Source organism: Pseudomonas sp. Pso3 (assembly GCF_055393275.1).
In genome coordinates, this window is sequence record NZ_AP043687.1 from 3,803,383 (window position 1) to 3,823,296 (window position 19,914).

The window sequence follows — 19,914 nt, forward strand, 5'->3', positions numbered from 1 at the left end:
AGGCGTGCCGTTGTCTAAGCCGATGCGCCGGTACCACCCCCTCTCCCTCGGGGAGAGGGCTGGGGTGAGGGCTGACTCGCTCGAAACCTCGTAGCGTGGAAAACCGCTCAGCGTTTTCCACTGGCACCCCGGCACCTCCCGCGTGGACAAGGCTGCGCCGTTGTCCACCCTACGCACCCGCGGGCGCCTTCACGCCCAACATGGCCGGATCGATCGGGGCACCGTTGGGCTTCGCTGCGCTCAACCCAACCGACGAAAAGCGCTATTTCTTCGGCTTCTGGATCAGCTTGTCCACGGCGCGGGCGGCGGCGACCATGCCGAAGGTGGCGGTCACCATCATCACCGCGCCAAAGCCGCCGGCGCAGTCCAGGCGGACGCCTTCGCCGACGAAACTCTTCTGCTGGCAGACGCTGCCGTCCGGCTTGGGATAGCGCAGTTGCTCGGTGGAAAAGACGCAGGGCACGCTGTAGTGGCGACTGGGATTGCGCGAGAAGCCGTAGTCGCGGCGCAGCAGCGAGCGGACCCGCGAGGCCAGGGGGTCGTTGTAGGTGCGATTGAGGTCGACCACCTGGATCTGGGTGGGGTCGATCTGGCCGCCGGCGCCGCCGGTGGTGACGATGGCGATCTTGCGCCTCTTGCACCAGGCGATCAGCGCCGCCTTGGAGGCCACGCTGTCGATGCAGTCCAGCACCAGGTCGAGCTCTTCAGTGATGTAGTCGGCCATGGTCTCGCGGGTGACGAAGTCCGCCACCGCCTTGACCTGGCAGGCCGGATTGATGGCCTGGATGCGTTCGGCCATCACCGTGACCTTGGGCCGCCCCACCTGGCCTTCCAGCGCATGCACCTGGCGATTGGTGTTGCTGACGCAGACGTCGTCCAGATCGAACAGGCTTATGCGGCCGACGCCGCTGCGGGCCAGGGCCTCGGCGGCCCAGGAGCCCACCCCGCCGATGCCGACCACGGCGACATGACTGGCGGCCAGGCGCTCGACGGCCTCCTGCCCATAGAGCCGGGCGATCCCGCCGAAGCGTTGTTCATCGAACGTCATGAAGGCTTTCCACAAAAGCCACAGTATAGGTTTTCCTTTACCATACCGCTCCCCCTGAACCCTAGCCGCCTCCCGGGACCCGCCATGACCACCGCCCTCACCCCCACCCTGGAACTCGCCTGCGACCTCATCGGCCGGGCCTCGGTCACGCCGCTGGACGAAGGCTGCCAGGCCCTGATGATGCAGCGCCTGGAGCGCCTGGGCTTCGCCCTCGAACCCCTGCGCATCGAAGAGGTGGACAACTTCTGGGCGCGGCGTGGCGGCGCGGGTCCGGTGCTGTGCTTCGCCGGGCACACCGACGTGGTGCCCACCGGCCCCCTGGAGGCCTGGCAGCAGGCCCCCTTCAATGCCCACGTGGATGCCGACGGCATGCTTCGCGGTCGCGGCGCCGCCGACATGAAGGGCAGCCTGGCGAGCATGATCATCGCCGTGGAGCGCTTCGTCGCCGACCACCCGGACCATCGCGGCGCCATCGCCTTCCTCATCACCAGTGACGAGGAAGGCCCCGCCCTGCACGGCACCCGTGCCGTGGTCGAGCGCCTCCGCGAGCGCGGCGAACGGCTGGACTGGTGCATCGTCGGCGAACCCTCCAGCACCCGGCTGCTGGGCGACGTGGTCAAGAACGGGCGTCGCGGCTCGCTCAACGGTCGCCTGACCGTGCGCGGCAAGCAGGGCCATGTGGCCTATCCGCACCTGGCGCGCAACCCCATTCATCTGGCCGCCCAGGCGCTGGCGGATCTGGCCGCCGAACAGTGGGACGCCGGCAACGCCTTCTTCCCGCCCACCAGCTTCCAGATCTCCAACGTCAACTCCGGCACCGGCGCCGGCAACGTGGTGCCGGGGGAGTTGCAGGCGCTGTTCAACTTCCGCTTCTCCACCGAATCCACCGTGGAGGGCCTGCAGGCCCGGGTCGAGACCATCCTCGATCGCCACGGCCTGGACTGGCACATCGACTGGTCGCTGTCCGGCCTGCCCTTCCTCACCGAGCCGGGCGATCTGCTCGACGCCGTCTCGGCCAGCGTGGAAGCCGTCACCGGCTACCGCCCCGAAGCCTCCACCAGCGGCGGCACCTCGGACGGTCGCTTCATCGCCACCCTGGGCGCCCAGGTGGTTGAACTGGGTCCGGTCAACGCCACCATCCACCAGGTGGACGAGCACGTGCTGGCCAGCGACCTGGATCTACTGACCGAGGTGTACTACGGCACCCTGGTGCGGTTGCTTGCATGAAGCTGATCTGTCCGCTCTGCCAAGCCCCGCTGGCCGAACTCGAGGGTGGCGTCGGGTGCGCCGCCGGTCATAGATTCGACCGTGCCCGCCAGGGCTATCTGAACCTCCTGCCGGTGCAGCACAAGAAGAGTCTGGACCCGGGCGACAACGCCGCCATGGTCGAGGCCCGCCGACGCTTTCTCGATGCCGGTCACTATGCGCCCCTGGCCGAGCGCCTGGCGCACCTGGCCGTCGAACGCGCGCCCCAGCGCTGGATCGACGTGGGCTGCGGCGAAGGCTTCTATACCGCGCGCCTGGCCCAGGCGCTGCCCGCGGCCGACGGCTATGCCCTGGACATCTCCCGCGAGGCGGTGCGCCGCGCCTGCCGGCGTACCCCGGCCCTGACCTGGCTGGTGGCGAGCATGGCGCGCCTGCCGCTGCCGGACGCCAGTTGCCAGCTGCTGGCCAGTGTCTTCAGCCCCATCGACTGGGCCGAAGCCCAGCGCGTGCTGGCACCCGGCGGCGGCATCCTGCGCCTGGGTCCGGCCAGCGCCCACCTGCTGGAGCTGCGCCAGCGGCTCTATGACGAGGTGCGCGACTATGCCGAAGACAAGCACCTGCAGGATCTGCCGGAGGGCCTGGAACTGGCCCACAGCGAGGGGCTCGAATTCGTGCTGCCGCTGGCCGAACGCCAGACCCGTGAAGACCTGCTGGCCATGACCCCCCACGGTTGGCGCGTCAACGCCGAACGCCGGGAGCGGGTCCTCGCCACGCCCTTCGAGGTGCGGGTGGCAGTACGTTACGATTGGATCGTCAAATCCGGAGCCTAAGCCCCATGCGCCAGCCCGATATCGAAATCTATCTCAAGGACGTCGACCAGGACGCCGTCTCGGCCTGGCTCGAACAGGTGTTCGCCATGCCCTGCGCCTGGCAGGCGCGTGGGCAGACCTTCAAGTGCACCCTGCGCTATGGCGGCGAGTCCATTCCGGTCACCTGGCTGCCGAAGGCGGTGGGCAAATGGCACAGCCTGCTGCTGGAAAGCGATGTATCGCCCTGGGTGGACGATCTGGCCTGTGCCCGCGATGCCCATGCGGCCCTGCAGGTGCAGGTGCGCTGCGCGCCAAGTGGCTGGAGCGAGGAAGAAGAGGAAGAAGCCGCCGATCGCTGGCTGAAGGTGACGGAGGCGGGCGTCGAAGAGATCGTCTGGCGCACCGAGTGAACTGAAGGTGCGAGGAGCCTTGCGCTCCTCGCACAGCGGGCCTAGACCCGGGCCACGTCTTCGGCTTGCAGGCCCTTCTGGCCCTCGACCACCGAGAACTCCACCTGCTGGCCTTCGGTCAGGGAGCGGTGGCCTTCACCACGGATGGCGCGGTAGTGAACGAACACGTCGGCACCGCCCTCGCGTTGAATGAATCCATATCCCTTGGCGTCATTGAACCACTTGACGGTCCCGGTTTCGCGTTGCTCACCCATCACATCTCTCCGAAGCTTTCTGGATTTCCTATCCCCGCTCGCCACAGCCTAGGCGACCGGGTTGCCTTTTGGTATCGGTACGGATCGCGCATCGGATCGGTCGCCAGGCTGGCAGCCCAGGTCCGACCACTGGCAACAACTTGCCGACACCTTATGAAGCATGGCTTTCCCGGCAAAAGCAACGTTCTTTACGCAAAGTGCCATCACGGCTGGAAGCCGCGCCAGCGCCGGGTTTTCGACGATTTAAGCGGCATTTTTTCGACAGCGGGGACAAGGCGCCGACTGCCGGGTCGAAGTCAGAACAACACAGGCGGTTTTACGCCCGCCAGGCCATCCGGCACACTGCCGCCCCGTCATTCCGGTAGCCCTCCATGACCCGTTCGCCGCTGCGCCTTCTGGCCTTCTCGCTGCTCAAGCGCCTGCTCTATCTCTGGGTTCGCTCCGAGACCACCCAGGCGGCCAGTCTGCTCAGCCGCATCGATCCCGCCAAGCCGGTGCTCTATGTCCTCCCCGAAGCCTCGCTGAGCGATCTGGCGGTGCTCGACCGGGAGTGCCGCAAGGCCGGGCTGCCGCGACCGCTACGCCCGCTGGTGCTGGGTAGCAAGACCGAGCCACTGGCCTACTTCAACGCCACCGGCAAGGCCAACTGGCGCGGGCGCCCGGCGCGGCGCTCGGTGCCCCCCACCCTGCGCCGGGTGGTCACCGCGGTGACCGAGCAGCAGCTGGAAGACGTCCAGCTGGTGCCGGTCAGCGTCTTCTGGGGTCAGTCGCCGGATCGCGAGACCAGTCCCTGGAAACTGCTCTGGGCGGACAACTGGGTGGTGACCGGCCGGCTGCGCAAGCTGGCGCGCATCCTGGTGCTGGGCCGGCTGACCCGGGTGCAATTCTCCAAGCCACTGTCCCTGGGCGAACTGGCCAGCCAGCGCCCCGATCCGCAACGCCTGGAGCGTCTGGTGATGCGCCGGCTGCGCATCCACTTCCGCAACGTGCGCCAGGCGGTGATCGGTCCGGACCTGTCGCACCGGCGCACCCTGCTGCGCGGCCTGCTGCGGGCACCCCAGGTGCGGGCGACCATCGCCCACGAGATCGCCCAGCGCAAGGCCACTCCCGGGCGCATCGAAGACGAGGCGGCGCACTATGCCCGGGAGATCGCCTCAGACTTCTCCTATCCTGTAGTGCGCTGCCTTGACGTCGGTCTGCGCTGGTTCTGGAACAGCATCTACGATGGCGTCACGGTCAGCCATATCGAGCGGATCCAGGAGATGGCGCCCGGTCATACCGTGGTCTATGTCCCCTGCCACCGCAGCCACATCGACTACCTGCTGCTCTCCTACCTGCTGTTCCAGAACGGCCTGACCCCGCCGCACATCGCCGCCGGCATCAACCTGGACATGCCGGTGGTAGGCAACATCCTGAGACGCGGCGGCGCCTTCTTCATGAGGCGCAGTTTCAAGGGCAACGCCCTCTATGCCGCGGTGTTCAACGAATACCTGCACAGCCTGTTCAGCCGCGGCTTCTCCACCGAGTACTTCGTCGAGGGCGGGCGCTCGCGGACCGGCCGTACCCTGCAGCCACGCACCGGCATGCTGGCCATGACCCTGCGCAGCTTTCTGCGCGATTCCCGGCGGCCCATCGTCTTCGTACCGGTGTACATCGGCTACGAAAAGGTGTTCGAGGGTCGCACCTACCTCGGTGAATTGCGCGGCGCGGCCAAGAAGAAGGAATCCATCTTCGACCTGGTCAAGGTCTTCGGCGCCCTGCGCCAGCGCTTCGGTCGGGTCTGGGTCAACTTCGGCGAGCCCATCCCGCTGCAGAGCTTTCTCGATGCCCGCCGTCCAGGCTGGCGCGACGAACCCCTGGGCGAAGACCTGAAGCCCGCCTGGTTCAATTCGGTCACCCACGAACTGGGCGAGCGGGTGGTGCGCCGCATCAATGCCGCGGCGGCCGTCACCCCGGTCAACCTGGTGGCCCTGGCACTGCTCTCGACCCATCGCCAGGCCCTCGACGAAGGCGCCCTGGTGCGCGCCATCGACCTCTATCTGGATCTGCTGAAACGGGTCCCCTACTCCACCAGCGTCACCCTGCCCGAGGGCGACGGCCAGGCGATCATCGAAGAGGTGCGCGCCCTCGGCTTCCTCTCCGAGCAGCAGGACGCCCTGGGGCGCATCCTCTACCTGGACGAGCAGAACGCGGTGCTGATGACCTACTACCGCAACAACGTCCTGCACCTCTTCGCCATCCCGGCGCTGATCGCCAGCTTCTTCCAGAACACCGGGCGCATGACCCGCGAGCTGATCCATAGATTCGCCCTGGCGCTCTATCCCTATCTGCAGGCCGAGCTGTTCATCCACTGGGAGCGCGAGGAGCTGCCGCTGGTGCTGGACGGCTGGCTGGAGGCCATGGTGGAGCGCGGCCTGCTGCGTATCGAGGACGACGTCTTCGTGCGCGCGGCGCCCAGCTCGCGGCAGTTCGTCCGCCTCACCCTGCTGGCGCGGGCCATCCTGCAGACCCTGCAGCGCTACTACATGACCACCGCGCTGATTCTCAACCACGGGCAGAACAGCCTGACCGCGCCGCAGCTGGAAGAACTCTGCACGGTGATGGCCCAGCGGCTGTCGGTGCTGCATGGCCTCAATGCGCCGGAATTCTTCGACAAGTCGCTGTTCCGCCACTTCATCCAGACGCTGCTGGCGGAAGGGGTGCTGCGCAAGGCCGACGACGGCACCCTGGGCCACCATGAACTGCTTGGTGAACTGGCCGAGGGTGCGGGCAAGCGGGTGCTGCCGGCGGAGATTCGCCTGTCGATCCGCCAGGTGGCCCTGGATCGGCCCGATGCTCCGGACCTGCCGGAAGCCGAATCCCCTGTGCCCGCCGGCAACTAAGCAGGCATCCATGGGTCACAGCAGTCGATTTCAGTCCAGGATCTACCCATGAAAAGAATCGCCACCCTGCTCGCCACCTCGCTGCTGCTCAGCGCCTGTAGCGGGCTGCGCCCCGGTCCCGCGACGCCACCGCCGCCGGCCGGCCAGCCGCTGCCGCCCACCGAGCAGCCGCAGACCACCACCCCTGGCGTGCCGGCCCAGCCGAGCATGACCAGCCTCAGCGGCCAGGCCACCTTTACCGCCAACGAGCCGGTACCGCCCACCGCCAAGCTCACTGTCAGCCTCTACAGTGCCAGCGCCGGCGATACCCCTGCCGGTCGCCTGGCCCAGCGCACCCTGTTCGTCAAGCAACCCGGCCAGGTGCCCTTCCGCCTCGACTACGCCCCGGCCAAGGTCAAGAGCGGCGAGCGCTATCTGCTCAGCGGCCGCATCCTGCTCGGCGGTCGCCCGCTGTACCTGACCCAGCAGCCGGTGACCGTGGATCTGAACAGCGGTGGCGAGGTGGAATTGCCGCTGCAGCCGGTGCGCTGAACTCCAAGAGACTCGGCGTGGCATGCTAGGATCAAGGCTCTCGACCTCCCGCTTCTCCACCGAGGTGCGCCTTGACTCCTCGCCTCGCCATCAAGCGCTATCAGGGCGACCACCAGCCCCATGCCCATGCCTTCGCGCAGCTGGTGCTGCCCATCCAGGGCGGCATGGAGCTGGAACTCGCCGGGCGTAGCGGGACGCGGCTGCATACCGGGCTCGCGGCCCTGGTGGCGCCCGACTGCGGTCATGCCCAGCAATCGGAGCCAGGCAGCCGCTTTCTGGTGATCGATTGCGCAGCCGACTGGTTGCCTGCCCCCATTCTGGATCGCGCGCTACGGCAGCCGGGGCTGGCGATTCCGCCTGCGACGCGGCAGCTGATCGCCTTCGCCGAGCTGACTTCGCCTGATGCCCTCGATCAACACGCGCCCGAACTCACCCGCCTGCTGCTCGCCTCGCTCGACGCCACTGCCGCCGGCTCGGCCTTCGACCGCTTGCTGGCCCAGGTGGAGGCCCAGCCCGCGGGTGACTGGAACAATGCGGCCATGGCCCGTCTGGCGGGCCTGGGGCTGACGCGGTTGCACCTGCTGTTCCACCAGCGTTTCGGCCAGACGCCCCAGGCCTGGCTGACCGATCTGCGGCTGCGCCAGGCGCAGCTCTGGCTGGGCGACAGCCGCCTCCCGATTGCCGACATCGCCCTGCGCGTCGGCTTTTCCGATCAGGCCGCCCTGACCCGCGCCATGACCCGCCGCCAGGGCATCAGCCCGGCCGCCTGGCGGCGCGGCCAACGACTGCCCGGGTAACTCAGTCCAGGTAAGCAGTCCAGGTAAAAAGCCCCGCAGCCTCGCGCAAGACCGGCTTCCCTCGCCGTCGCCACACTGGTGGCGAATGGGTGGAGACGGTGCTATGCAGGAACGAGAACTATCGGCAGTGGGTATCGGCTATGGGCTGGCGGCAGGCCTGTGCTGGGGCGTGATCTTTCTGGCGCCGGCGCTGGTCCCCGACCTGAGCGGCGCCCAGTTCGCCGTGCTGCGCTTTCTCTGCTACGGACTGGTGTCTCTCGGGCTGCTGCTGCCCTGCTGGCGCCGACTGCGCTCGCAACTGAGCTGGGCCGACGGCAGACGCCTGTTCTGGCTCAGCCTGATCGGCAACCTGGGCTACTACACCCTGGTCGGCGTGGGCGTGAAGCAGGCCGGCATCGCGGCGACCACCCTGATCGTCGGCCTGATCCCGCTGCTGGTGGCCCTGGCCGGGCAGCGCGACGCGGGCGCCGTGAGTTTCGGGCGCCTCTGGCCGTCGCTCTGCTGCGCGCTGCTCGGCGTGGCCCTGATCAGCTACGAGACGCTGACCACCACCGCCGTCGGCGAGCAGCCCGCCCTGGGCCTGCTGTGCGCCTGTGGCGCCCTGCTGGCCTGGAGCTGGTTCGCGGTGGTCAACACGCGCTTCCTGGCCAGGACGCCGATCGGCGCCCACGATTGGGGCCTGCTGCTGGGCGGGATGACCGGCGCCCAGGCCCTGCTGGCCGCGCCCTGGTTGCTCGGCGAGGCGCTGGCGTGGCGAGCACCGGCGGACTGGCTGCAGCCGCTGCTGGTGGCTGCCGGCGTGGCATTGCTCGCCTCGGTGATCGGTGGCGCCTGCTGGAACCAGGCCAGCCGCCGGCTACCCCTGACCCTGAGTGGCCAGGCCATCGTCATCGAGACCCTGGCCTCGCTGACCTATGGCTTTCTCTGGAACGGGCGCTGGCCGACTCGCCTGGAAGCCCTGGCGATCCTCCTGCTCCTGCTCGGGACGAGCTGGTGCCTGCAGTGCCACCGGCGCCCGGCCCGGACGGTAGCGGCGGCGGCGACCTGACCCTGAGAATCCGGCTGCGCCCCTCCTACGCCAGCGGCGGCAAAGCCCAGTCGATGGGGGTGAGCCCGGCGTTGCGCAGGAATTCGTTGGTGCGACCGAAGTGGCCGTTGCCGATGAAGCCGCGATGGGCCGACAGTGGCGAGGGATGCGCCGACTTGAGGATCAGGTGCTTCTGGGGATCGATGAGCGCCTGCTTGCTCTGGGCATGGCTGCCCCAGAGCAGGAACACCAGATTCTCGCGCTCGGCGCTGACCACCTCGATGACGCGATCGGTGAATCGCTGCCAGCCGGCCTTCGCATGGGAGCCGGCGTTGGCCTGCTCCACGGTCAGCGAGGTGTTGAGCAGCAGTACGCCCTGCTCCGCCCAGTGCTGCAGATAGCCGTGGTTGGGAATGGGCAGGTTCAGGTCGCGCTTGAGTTCCTTGAAGATGTTCTGCAGCGACGGCGGCGCCGGCACCCCGGGTTGCACCGAGAAGCTGAGGCCATGGGCCTGGCCCGGACCGTGGTAGGGATCCTGACCGAGAATCACCACCCTGACCTGATCCAGAGGGGTGGTATTGAGAGCATTGAAGATCAGCGGACCGGGCGGATAGATGACCTTGCCCGCCGCCTTCTCGCGCCTCAAGAACTCGCTCAGCTGACGCATGTAGGGCTGCTCGAATTCGTCGCGCAGCGCGGCTTTCCATTGGGGGTCGAGCTTGATGCGATCGTCGTCCACGATTCGAGGCTTCCTGGTCAAGACAAGGGCAGCACCCTAGAAAAGCCGGCTGCCCCTGTCAAACCCGCTACCAGCGCGGACCGTAGCGCGGGCCCCAGCCGGGCGGACCATAACCTGGGCGCGGCCCCCAGCCCGGCGGTCCCCAACCGGGACCCGGCCCCCAGTGGGGCGGTGGTGGCGGGGCCGGTCGATAGTAGTAGCCGTAGCCATAGGGCCGCACGATGACCGCGGGCGGCGGATAGGCTGGCGTGCCGTAAAAGACCGCCGCGGGGGGTGCCGGACGGCTGTAATAGCGCGGGGACGTGTCGTAGACGGTGCAGCCGGTGAAGGTCAGGGCACAGAGCGACGCCAAGAGGAAATGGCGCATGGGGGAGATCTCCAGAACGGCCCGGATGGGCCTGGAGAAAGCTTAAGCTGCGCCCGCCGCTCGCGCTCGATTATCGCGCGTTCATTCAGCCGGGATTAAGAGACGCCGGTCCGCTTTCCTTCCGCTCGCCCAGGTAGTCCCGCAGCCGCGCCTGCAGATGGGGCACGCCCTGGGGATGGGCGAGAAAGTCGACGATACTCATCAGCTGCCAGTGCTGGCCTTCGTCACCGAAGCGGATGGCGGCGATCTCGGCGGGATGCAACTGCCCGGCGAACAGCCAGCTGGGCAGATAGCCCGGCTGACGCGGTGGATAGCAACGTCCCCAGGTCAGCCGCGCCTCATCCAGCACCAGGCCGAATTCCTCTTCCAGCTCGCGCAGGGCGCAACGCTCGGGCGTTTCGTCGTCTTCGCGCCCGCCGCCCGGCAGGTCCCAGAGAGCCGGCCAGGGGATGTCGGGCTTGTCATCGCGCTGATAGACCAGGATCTGCTCGGCGCAGAGCAGCGCCAGCTTGGCGCCGTTGAAGGCATGGCGGGACATGCGGAGGCCTCCGGTGGCGACGAGGGAGACCCCCAGGCCTCCCCGTCTGGACTCAGTAACCCAGCTGCTTGAGCAGGGCCGCGGGTGCCTGCTTGGCCGGACGCTCATAGAACTTCAGCAATTCGGCGGCGCGATTGCTGAAGAAGCCATCCACCCCACGCGGCGCGAGACGGGCGTAGTCCACCGCCGAATCCACCGTGTAGGCATGCACCAGCAGACCCCGCTCGTGGGCGACGTCGTTCATCCAGGGCTTCACCAGGTCCGCATAGCTCTGGTCGCCGCCCTCCTCCAGGGCTGCCGAGGGGCCGATGCCGATGGCGCCATGGGCCTTGGCCCACTCAATCCAGGCGGTGAAATCGCCCTCGGAGCGCACCTGCTGCTTGGCATAGTAGGCCGCCTTGCTGGCCTCGCCCGATTCGGCGTAGGTGGGTCCGGGCTTGGCCGGGATGTAGTCGTCACCCAGCCACAGCAGCAGGATCTTCGGCGTGTCGGGCATCTCCTTCTGCAGGAGCTCCAGGCTGCCTTTCTCGAAGGTCTGCAGGATCACCCGCCCGGGCATGGCGGCGACGCCGGTGGCGCCGGCCTTGGGCTTGCCGAGCCAACCGCGCTGGGTCAGCTTGGCCTTGAGATCGCGCTCGATGCCGGGAAACAGCTTGGGCTGCTTGGTCTCGATGTAGAGACCCGGCTTGTTGCGACCGCCCTCGGCGATGTCGATGACCTCGTCGAGGGTGAGGATCCTGAGTCCGGCGAACTTTGGCCGGGCACGGTCGGGATGGGCCTGATTGAACCAGCTGCCGGCGTCCAGCGACTTGAGTTCGGCCAGGGTGAACTGGCTGACCGGCGCCTTGGCGCGCTCGGGGAAACGCTTGGCGACGTCGGTGGTGCGCTCCAGGGTATCGTCGTGCAGGGCGATGAGCTGGCCGTCCTTGGTGCGCTGCAGGTCGAGTTCCAGGTAGTCGGCGCCCAGCTCCCGCGCCACCAGGTAGGCCGGGGCGGTGGATTCGGGGGCGTCGAAGGAGGCGCCGCGATGGGCGATCACCGCCGGCCAGGGAATGCCGGCCTGCCGGGCCAGGGTCTGGCCGACATCGGCTTCGGTGGCCAGCGCCAGCTGGCTGACCAGCAGGGTGCCGGGAATGAGGGTACGGATCAGGGTGCGCAGAGCAGTTATTGTCATGGGTTCCTCGGGTGGTCCGACGATCGGAGCTAGGATGCAGCTTGCACCCCGGATGCGACAGTACGCAGACCCCCAGCGTAGCGGACGTTATCCAGGTCGCAATTTCCGGTACTCTGCCGCCCGCTTCGCCCGACGAGATCACCATGGCCGCATCGCCCACGCCCTTCGATCCCACCCGCTGCCCGCTGTGCGGCCAGGCCAACAGCTGCGTCCTGGCGGCCGGTGGCGAGCTCCGCGACTGCTGGTGCCTGCAGACGCCGATGGATCCCGCCGCCCTGGAACGCCTGCCCGCGGAAGAGCGTGATCGACGCTGCCTCTGCCCGGCCTGCGCGGCCGGCGTCGCCGACGAGCCTTGCTGATGCGTCTGGATCGCTGGCTGGGCAACCGACCCGAGCTGGGCCGCCAACTCGCCCGGCGCCTGCTCGCGGAAGGTCGGGTAAGGGTCAACGGCGCCACCACCCTGCAGGCCGCGCAGGAGGTGTTCGCCTTCGATCGCATCGAGGCCGACGAGCGCCTGCTGCAGGACGGTCCCGGCGGCCGCTACCTGATGCTGCACAAGCCGCGCGGCTGCGTGAGCGCCACCGTCGACGCCCGCCATGCCACGGTGCTGGACTGTCTCGCGCCGGACCAGCGTGCCGATCTGCACCTGGCCGGACGGCTGGACTTCAACACCACCGGCCTGCTGCTGCTCACCAACGACGGCCAGTGGTCGCGCGGCCTGAGTCATCCGCGCCACAAGCAGACCAAGCGCTACCGGGTCACCACCAACGAGGTCATCCCCCAGCACCTGGTCGCGGCCTTTGCCGAGGGCCTCTACTTCGCCTACGAAGACCTCACCACCCAACCGGCGCGGCTGGAGCTGCTGGACGAGCACACCGCCTACCTGACCCTGGTCGAAGGTCGCTATCACCAGGTCAAGCGCATGTTCGGCCGCTTCGGCATCGAGGTCATCGCCCTGCACCGCGATCGCATCGGCAACCTGGAACTGGATCCGGCGCTGGCCGAGGGCGCCTGTCGTCCACTCACGCCCGCAGAGGTGGCGCTGCTACGTCCGGCGGATTAGGGGAACAGGAGCGGCGGGGCACCGGTCGGGATGCAGACACGTACCCCTGGAGACCTCTCATGCGTATCGATATCCCCTCCCTCGGATTCGGCGGTGCCCCGTTGGGCAACATGTTCCGCGAGGTAGGCGACGCCGAGGCCCGGGCGACCCTCGAAGCCGCCTGGGACGCGGGCATCCGCCTCTATGACACCTCGCCCCACTATGGCGCCGGGCTGTCGGAGCGACGTTTCGCCGAGGTGCTGGCCGACAAGCCGCGCGACGATTTCGTCCTCTGCAGCAAGGTCGGCCGCCTGCTGGAACCGGCCGATCAGCCGGAAAACGCGCCGCCGTTCGTCAATGAATTGCCCTTCAAGCGGGTGCTCGACTATTCCGCCGACGGCGCCCGCCGCTCCATCGAGGCCAGCCTGGAACGTCTCAAGACCGATCGCCTCGACCTGGTGTGGATCCACGACCTGTCCGAAGACCAGCACGGCCCGGCCTGGCGCGACTACTTCGCCCAGGCCATGCAGGGTGCGGCCAAGGCCCTTACCGAGATGCGCGAAGAGGGCCTGATCATGGGCTGGGGCCTGGGCGTCAACCTGGTGGAGCCCTGCCGCCTGGCGCTGGAGCAGAGCGATCCCGACGCCTTCCTGCTGGCCGGTCGCTATTCCCTGCTGGACCACCGCGAAGCCCTGGACACCCTCTTTCCCGAATGCGAACGCCGCGGCGTGGGCATCGTGGTGGGTGGGCCCTACAACTCCGGTCTGCTGGCGGGCGGCAAGCACTACAACTATGCCGAAGCCGAGCCGGCACTGCGCCGCAAGGTCGAGTTGATCGAGGGCGTCTGCCAGGATCACGGGGTGGACATCCGCGCCGCGGCCCTGCAGTTCTGCCTGGCCCATCCCACGGTGGCCGCCACCATTCCCGGCAGCAGCACCCCGGAGCGGGCCCGACAGAACGCCGAGCTGCTGCGGGCGCCCATCCCCGCCGCCTTCTGGCGCAACCTGCGCGAGATCGGCGTGCTGCCGGAGGACGCCCCGACACCCGCGTGAGTGAAAAGGGCGGCTGTGCTAGGCTCGCCGCCCCTTTTCCACCCTGCCTGCCCTCATGACCTCGCCCCGCCGCCCCCTGCCTGGCCGCCCCGCGCCCCTGCATCCCCGCAATCGCCACCAGGGCAGCTACGACTTTCCCGCCCTGATGCGCGCGAACCCAGCGCTCAGGCCCTTCGTGGCACCGACGCCGCGGGGCAATCTGTCCATCGATTTCACCGACCCCCAGGCGGTCCGGGCGCTCAACCGGGCCCTGCTGGCGTTGCATCACGGCGTGCGCGACTGGGACATTCCCGCCGATTTTCTCTGCCCACCGATTCCCGGTCGGGCGGATTACCTGCACCACCTGGCCGACCTGCTGGCCGAGGGCAATGGCGGCCGGATTCCCCGGGGCGAGTCGACCCGCTTGCTGGACGTGGGCACGGGCGCCAATGGCGTCTATCCGCTGATCGGTTTCAAGGAGTATGGCTGGCACTTCGTTGGCAGCGACATCGCTCCGGCGGCGCTGGATGCCTTCGGACGCACCCTGGCGGCCAATCCGGATTGCGCCGCCGCCATCGAGTTGCGTCTGCAGCCGGAGCCTCAGGCGATCTTTGCCGGCATCCTGCAACCCGGCGAGCGCTATGCCGCCACCCTGTGCAATCCGCCCTTCCACGCCAGCCCCGACGATGCCGTCCGCGGCAGCCAGCGCAAGTGGAAGAATCTGGGCAAGACCACCGGCAAGCAGGTCCCCCTGCTCAATTTCGGCGGCCAGGCGGCCGAACTCTGGTGTCCCGGCGGCGAGGCGGCCTTCATCGACCGGATGATCCGCGAGAGCCGTGCCTGCGCACGCCAAGTCGGCTGGTTCACCTGCCTGGTGTCCAAGGCCAGCAACCTGCCGCCGTTGCAGGCGGCGTTGCGCCGCGAGCAGGCCGGCGAGGTCCGCGTCGTCGCCATGGCACAGGGCCAGAAGCAGAGCCGCTTTCTTGCCTGGCGCTTCGCCTGACCGACCGCCCCGCGCTTGAACGACGACCCTTCGGCGGCTTTCTGACCGGTTTCGTCGGTGCTGCCGGCTGCCTGCGCGGCCGCGCCTGGAGCCGCTCCGGTGCGCTCGACGACCCATCTGGCGGGACTTTGACCGGGGTCACACGAGATTAGACCAAAGGCTAATAGGCAAAGCCAATGAATTGCAGGCTAGGCAGCCCTACCCCTTCCCATTAAAATGTCCGGCAACAAAAACGCCACGCGCATGCAGCCGCGCCCGAGACCTCGTCTCCGGCCAGCCGCTGCCAAGGCCGTGCATCGCGTTTTTGCTCCGACTCCTCCGGTGACTCATGAGAGAGGGGCGGTGGAGGGACAAGAACCTGCCCTTGCGTGTTTCCGGCTGCATTCTGCCTCGCCCACTGCACATCCACCCATGTGCCATGGTGCCGCACCGCACCGAAACTCGATAAGCAGACCCAGCTTCTATCGAACGAGAGACCACATGCTGAAGAAAATGACTGGCGCGCTGCTCGGCGTCGCCATCGCCTCCGCCCTGGGCACCGCACAGGCCGAAGACACCAAGAAGGTCGACGTCCTGCTGATCGGCGGCGGCATCATGAGCTCCACCCTGGGCATCTGGCTGAACGAGCTGGAGCCGAACTGGACCATGGAAATGGTCGAGCGCCTGGACAAGGTCGCCGACGAGAGCTCCAACGGCTGGAACAACGCCGGTACCGGCCACTCCGCCCTGGCCGAGCTGAACTACACCCCGGAAGACAAGGACGGCAAGGTCACCATCGCCAAGGCCATCGAGATCAACGAAGCCTTCCAGATCTCCCGTCAATTCTGGTCCTGGCAGGTCAAGAACGGCGTCCTCAAGGATCCGAAGAGCTTCATCAACAGCACCCCGCACATGAGCTTCGTCTGGGGTGACGAGAACATCGCCTTCCTGAAGAAGCGCTACGAGGCGCTCAAGGCCAGCCCGCTGTTCTCCGGCATGCAGTACTCCGAGGATCCCGCGCAGATCAAGCAGTGGGTTCCGCTGATGATGGAAGGTCGCGATCCCAAGCAAAAGATCGCCGCCACCTGGAGTCCGCTGGGCACCGACGTCAACTTCGGCGAGATCACCCGCCAGTTCGCCGCCAACCTGCAGTCCAAGCCGAACTTCAAGCTGAATCTGTCCAGCGAAGTCGAGAACATCACCCGCAATGCTGATGGCAGCTGGCGTGTGGAGTACAAAAACCTCAAGGACGGCAAGAAGACCGAGACCGATGCCAAGTTCGTCTTTATCGGTGCCGGCGGCGGTGCCCTGCACCTGCTGCAGAAGTCGGGCATCCCCGAAGCCAACGACTACGCCGGCTTCCCGGTGGGCGGCTCCTTCCTGGTCACCGACAATCCCGAGATCGCCCAGCAGCACCTGGCCAAGGCCTACGGCAAGGCTTCGGTGGGCGCACCGCCGATGTCGGTTCCGCACCTGGACACCCGCATGCTCGATGGCAAGCGCGTGATCCTGTTCGGGCCCTTCGCCACCTTCTCCACCAAGTTCCTCAAGCAGGGTTCCTACCTGGACCTGCTGACCAGCACCAACACCCACAACGCCTGGCCGATGGTCCGCGTGGGCGTGGCCGAGTACCCGCTGGTGGAATACCTCGCCGGTCAGCTGATGCTGTCGGATGACGACCGCATGGCCGCCCTGCGCGAGTACTTCCCCAACGCCAAGAAGGAAGACTGGCGCCTGTGGCAGGCCGGTCAGCGCGTGCAGATCATCAAGCGCGACGCCGACAAGGGTGGCGTGCTGAAGCTGGGCACCGAGATCGTCGCCGCCAAGGACGGCAGCATCGCCGGCCTGCTGGGCGCCTCCCCGGGTGCCTCGACCGCCGCCCCCATCATGCTGAGCGTGCTGGAGAAGGTGTTCAAGGACAAGGTCGCGACCCCGGAGTGGCAAGCCAAGCTGCACCAGATCGTGCCCAGCTACGGCACCAAGCTGAACAGCGACCCCGCGCGCGTGCAGCAGGAGTGGAACTACACCGCCGAAGTCCTGCAACTGGCCACCCCGCCGGTCGCTACCGGCACCGAGAACGCCAAGGCCACCGCCAGCGCTCCGCGTGTCGAAAAGGCCGCCAACGACATGGCACTGTAAGTCGCCGCCAGGCCCGCTGCGTACGCAGCGGGCTCACCGCGAAGACCAAAGGCCCCACCCGGATCCGGCGTGGGGCTTTTTTTCGCCCGCGTCCGGCCCGGGCTAGAGCCCTTGCCGCGGCCGGAGCCCTGTGACGAAAACCGCAACGGCGTGAATTTTTTCCCGCCAGACAGGCACTAAAACTGCAGCGATACGCCGAGGCCGCTCTTTGCACGCCACAATGGTGATCTATCCTCGAGCCTTAACCGTTACCTGAATCTGGAGACACGATGACGGCACATCCCGCCCCGGGCATCCTGCATACCCGAGAAGGCCAGCGCCTGGCTGATACCGACGCCGCCGCCTGGCGACAGTGGGGACCCTACCTGAGCGAGCGCCAGTGGGCCACGGTCCGTGAAGACTACAGCGCCGACGGCGACGCCTGGCGCTACTTTCCCCACGACCATGCGCGCAGCCGCGCCTATCGCTGGGGCGAAGACGGCCTGGCCGGTTTCTGCGACAAGGCCCAGCAATGGTGCCTGGGCATCGCCCTCTGGAACGAGCGCGACCCCTTCCTCAAGGAACGGCTGTTCGGCCTGACCAACGCCGAGGGCAACCATGGCGAGGACGTCAAGGAGCTGTACTTCTACCTGGACGGGGTGCCGAGCCACGCCTACCAGAAGATGCTCTACAAGTACCCCCACGCCGCCTTTCCCTATGCCCAGCTCACCGAGGAAAACGCCCGGCGCGGGCTGAACGATCGCGAATTCGAGATCCTCGACACAGGCGTCTTCGCCGAGGACCGCTATTTCGACGTCACCGTCGAATACGCCAAGCACACCCCCGACGACATCCTCATGCGGGTCACCGTGGAGAATCGCGGGACCGAGCGCGCCAGCCTGCGGGTGCTGCCGCAGATCTGGTCGCGCAACACCTGGGCCTGGACCGGTACCCCGCCGCGCTCCATGCTCAGCCTGGAAGGCGACCAGGTTCGCGCCAGCTATTTCGACCGGCCCGACCTGGTGGTCAGCGCCTGGGGCCCACGCGAGGCCGAGTGGCTGTTCTGCAACAACGAAACCAACCTGCCCCGCCTGACCGGTGAAGCTGCCGAGGGCCCCTTCAAGGACGGCATCAACGACTACGTGGTGCGCGGCGCCCGCGAGGCGATCCGCCGCGACTTCGGCAGCAAGGCGGCCGCCCATTTCGCCGTGGAGCTGGAGGGTGGCGCCAAGACCGTGGTCTACCTGCGCCTGGCACCCACCAATGCGCTGTCGGTGGATGCCGATGCGATCTTTGCCGAGCGTATCGCCGAGGCCGACGCCTTCTATGCCGCCCTGCAGGAAAAGATCGCCGATCCCGATGCCCGCCTGGTGCAGCGTCAGGCCCTGGCCGGCCTGCTCTGGTCCAAGCAGCTCTACTATTTCGAGGTCAATCGCTGGCTCGATGGCGATCCGGCCCAGCCGACGCCGCCGGCGCAGCGCCAGCGCATCCGCAACGGCCACTGGCGGCACCTGCTCAATTTCGACATCGTCTCCATGCCGGACAAATGGGAGTACCCCTGGTACGCCTCCTGGGACCTGGCCTTCCAGGCGGTCGCCTATGCCCTGATCGATCCCGGCTTCGCCAAGCAGCAGTTGCTGCTGCTGGTGAAGGACAGATTCATGCACCCCAATGGCCAGCTGCCGGCCTACGAGTGGAATTTCGAGGACGCCAATCCGCCGGTGCATGCCTGGGCCACCTGGCACGTCTACCTGCAGGAAAAGTCCCTGACCGGGGTGGGCGACCGGGTCTTTCTCGAGCGTGTCTTCCACAAGCTCCTGCTGAATTTCTCCTGGTGGATCAACCGCAAGGACACCGAGGGTCGCAACATCTTCCAGGGCGGCTTTCTCGGCCTGGACAACATCGCCCTCTTCGATCGCTCGGCACCCCTGCCGGAGGGCTATCACCTGGACCAGGCCGACGGCACCGCCTGGATGGCCGCCTATGCCCTGGACCTGATGCGCATCGCCCTGGAGCTGGCCAAGGAAAATCCGGTGTACGTCGATCTGGGGGTCAAGTTCTTCGAGCACTTCCTGCACATCGCCGGCGCCATCAACCACAGCGACGACCGCGAAGACGGCCTCTGGGACGAACAGGACGAGTTCTTCTATGACGTCCTGCACAAGGCGGATGGCAGCGCCGAGCCGCTGCGCCTGAGATCCATCGTCGGCCTCATCCCGCTGTTCGCGGTGCAGGTCCTGGAACAGCGCGAGCACGAGGGCCTTCCCGGCCTCGGCGGACGACTGCGCGGCTTCCTGCGCCAGCGTCCGGATCTCGCCCGACTGGTCTCGCGCTGGACCGAGCCCGGCCAGGGCAACCGATTCCTGCTCTCGCTGCTGCGCGGCCATCGCACCAAGCTGCTGCTCAAGCGCATGCTGGATGACAACGAATTCCTTTCCGAATACGGCATCCGCTCGCTGTCCAAGGCCCACGAACAGCAACCCTTCGAGATGCGCCAGGCCGACGGCAACCTGCTCAGCGCCCGCTACCAGCCGGCGGAATCGGATTCGCGCCTGTACGGCGGCAATTCCAACTGGCGCGGACCGCTGTGGATGCCGATCAACTACATGCTCATCGAGTCGCTGCACGAATTCCACCGCTACTACGCCGACAGCTTCTCGGTGGAATATCCCAGCGGTTCGGGCTACCTGGCCAATCTGGAAGAGGTCGCCGACGGCCTCAGCCAGCGCCTGACCCGGCTGTTCCTCAAGGACGCCGATGGCAAGCGCCCGAGCATGGTCGACTATCCGCAATTGCAGAACGATCCGCGCAGTCGCGACCTGGTGCTGTTCCACGAGTATTTCCACGGTGAAAACGGCCGCGGACTCGGGGCTTCCCACCAGACCGGCTGGAGCGCCCTGGTGGCACTGCTGCTGCAACCCCGGCGCTAGCCGAGCACGCCGTGGTGCCGGTCCCGACC

At 67.4% G+C, this 19,914-nt stretch carries 19 protein-coding genes; 13 read left to right on the plus strand and 6 right to left on the minus strand.

Features of this window, described 5'->3' with window-relative positions:
* Positions 1-262: 262 nt before the first annotated feature.
* On the minus strand, positions 263-1,048 hold the full coding sequence (gene tcdA, locus ACZ5R1_RS17900) for a tRNA cyclic N6-threonylcarbamoyladenosine(37) synthase TcdA (protein ID WP_007163033.1): 786 nt from the start codon (positions 1,046-1,048) through the stop codon (positions 263-265).
* Between the two features lie 84 nt (positions 1,049-1,132).
* Between tcdA and dapE the strand changes: the two genes are divergently transcribed.
* The 3 genes from dapE to ACZ5R1_RS17915 are packed head-to-tail and all read left to right on the plus strand — an operon-like array spanning position 1,133 to position 3,473.
* Entirely contained in the window at positions 1,133-2,275 is a 1,143-nt protein-coding gene (gene dapE / locus ACZ5R1_RS17905) for a succinyl-diaminopimelate desuccinylase (RefSeq protein ID WP_115945837.1), read from the plus strand.
* Entirely contained in the window at positions 2,272-3,084 is an 813-nt protein-coding gene (locus ACZ5R1_RS17910) for a putative RNA methyltransferase (protein WP_464712629.1), read from the plus strand. The genes dapE and ACZ5R1_RS17910 overlap by 4 nt, the downstream gene beginning before the upstream one ends.
* Before the next feature lie 5 nt (positions 3,085-3,089).
* Positions 3,090-3,473: a hypothetical protein gene (locus ACZ5R1_RS17915; protein WP_007163036.1), complete on the plus strand. Its 384-nt coding sequence runs from the start codon at positions 3,090-3,092 to the stop codon at positions 3,471-3,473.
* A 41-nt stretch (positions 3,474-3,514) separates the two neighbouring features.
* Here ACZ5R1_RS17915 and ACZ5R1_RS17920 read toward each other — a convergent pair whose 3' ends face one another.
* Positions 3,515-3,727: a cold-shock protein gene (locus ACZ5R1_RS17920; RefSeq protein WP_027597241.1), complete on the minus strand. Its 213-nt coding sequence runs from the start codon at positions 3,725-3,727 to the stop codon at positions 3,515-3,517.
* A 371-nt stretch (positions 3,728-4,098) separates the two neighbouring features.
* On the opposite strand from ACZ5R1_RS17920, the gene plsB reads away from it, so the two are divergent.
* From plsB to ACZ5R1_RS17940, 4 genes are all read left to right on the plus strand, one after another.
* Complete coding sequence (gene plsB / locus ACZ5R1_RS17925) at positions 4,099-6,609, plus strand: glycerol-3-phosphate 1-O-acyltransferase PlsB (RefSeq protein ID WP_077171776.1); 2,511 nt, start codon at positions 4,099-4,101, stop codon at positions 6,607-6,609.
* A 48-nt stretch (positions 6,610-6,657) separates the two neighbouring features.
* Positions 6,658-7,140 carry a YbaY family lipoprotein gene (locus ACZ5R1_RS17930; protein ID WP_007163039.1) on the plus strand — a complete coding sequence of 161 codons (483 nt, stop codon included), beginning with the start codon at positions 6,658-6,660 and terminating at the stop codon, positions 7,138-7,140.
* A gap of 71 nt (positions 7,141-7,211) precedes the next feature.
* Complete coding sequence (locus tag ACZ5R1_RS17935) at positions 7,212-7,937, plus strand: AraC family transcriptional regulator (RefSeq protein ID WP_115945835.1); 726 nt, start codon at positions 7,212-7,214, stop codon at positions 7,935-7,937.
* A gap of 103 nt (positions 7,938-8,040) precedes the next feature.
* The gene (locus ACZ5R1_RS17940; RefSeq protein WP_115945834.1) at positions 8,041-8,985 is read left to right on the plus strand and encodes a DMT family transporter; all 945 of its coding nucleotides are present in this window, start codon (positions 8,041-8,043) and stop codon (positions 8,983-8,985) included.
* Between the two features lie 25 nt (positions 8,986-9,010).
* On the opposite strand, the gene ung is transcribed toward ACZ5R1_RS17940, so the two are convergent.
* The 4 genes from ung to ACZ5R1_RS17960 all read right to left on the minus strand — a co-directional run bounded on the left by ung (position 9,011) and on the right by ACZ5R1_RS17960 (position 11,782).
* Entirely contained in the window at positions 9,011-9,706 is a 696-nt protein-coding gene (ung, locus tag ACZ5R1_RS17945; protein WP_085982659.1) for a uracil-DNA glycosylase, read from the minus strand.
* 64 nt (positions 9,707-9,770) lie between these two features.
* Positions 9,771-10,070, minus strand: a complete 300-nt coding sequence (locus ACZ5R1_RS17950; RefSeq protein WP_007163043.1) for a hypothetical protein — start codon at positions 10,068-10,070, stop codon at positions 9,771-9,773.
* 85 nt (positions 10,071-10,155) lie between these two features.
* On the minus strand, positions 10,156-10,608 hold the full coding sequence (locus ACZ5R1_RS17955) for an NUDIX hydrolase (protein WP_007163044.1): 453 nt from the start codon (positions 10,606-10,608) through the stop codon (positions 10,156-10,158).
* A gap of 52 nt (positions 10,609-10,660) precedes the next feature.
* A complete protein-coding gene (locus ACZ5R1_RS17960; RefSeq protein WP_007163045.1) occupies positions 10,661-11,782 on the minus strand; it encodes a glycerophosphodiester phosphodiesterase in 1,122 nt (373 codons plus the stop codon).
* 143 nt (positions 11,783-11,925) lie between these two features.
* On the opposite strand from ACZ5R1_RS17960, the gene ACZ5R1_RS17965 reads away from it, so the two are divergent.
* From ACZ5R1_RS17965 to ACZ5R1_RS17990, 6 genes are all read left to right on the plus strand, one after another.
* Positions 11,926-12,141 carry a cysteine-rich CWC family protein gene (locus ACZ5R1_RS17965; protein WP_115945832.1) on the plus strand — a complete coding sequence of 72 codons (216 nt, stop codon included), beginning with the start codon at positions 11,926-11,928 and terminating at the stop codon, positions 12,139-12,141.
* Positions 12,141-12,845, plus strand: coding sequence for a pseudouridine synthase (locus tag ACZ5R1_RS17970; protein WP_115945831.1), 705 nt, complete (start codon positions 12,141-12,143; stop codon positions 12,843-12,845). The genes ACZ5R1_RS17965 and ACZ5R1_RS17970 overlap by 1 nt, the downstream gene beginning before the upstream one ends.
* Positions 12,846-12,904: 59 nt before the next feature.
* Entirely contained in the window at positions 12,905-13,876 is a 972-nt protein-coding gene (locus ACZ5R1_RS17975; protein WP_027597250.1) for an aldo/keto reductase, read from the plus strand.
* Between the two features lie 55 nt (positions 13,877-13,931).
* Entirely contained in the window at positions 13,932-14,858 is a 927-nt protein-coding gene (rlmF, locus tag ACZ5R1_RS17980; protein ID WP_115945829.1) for a 23S rRNA (adenine(1618)-N(6))-methyltransferase RlmF, read from the plus strand.
* 480 nt (positions 14,859-15,338) lie between these two features.
* Positions 15,339-16,976 (plus strand): malate dehydrogenase (quinone), encoded by a 1,638-nt coding sequence (gene mqo / locus ACZ5R1_RS17985; protein WP_027597252.1) that lies wholly within the window; start codon positions 15,339-15,341, stop codon positions 16,974-16,976.
* Between the two features lie 269 nt (positions 16,977-17,245).
* Positions 17,246-19,885 carry an MGH1-like glycoside hydrolase domain-containing protein gene (locus ACZ5R1_RS17990; protein WP_074584969.1) on the plus strand — a complete coding sequence of 880 codons (2,640 nt, stop codon included), beginning with the start codon at positions 17,246-17,248 and terminating at the stop codon, positions 19,883-19,885.
* Positions 19,886-19,914: the final 29 nt, after the last annotated feature.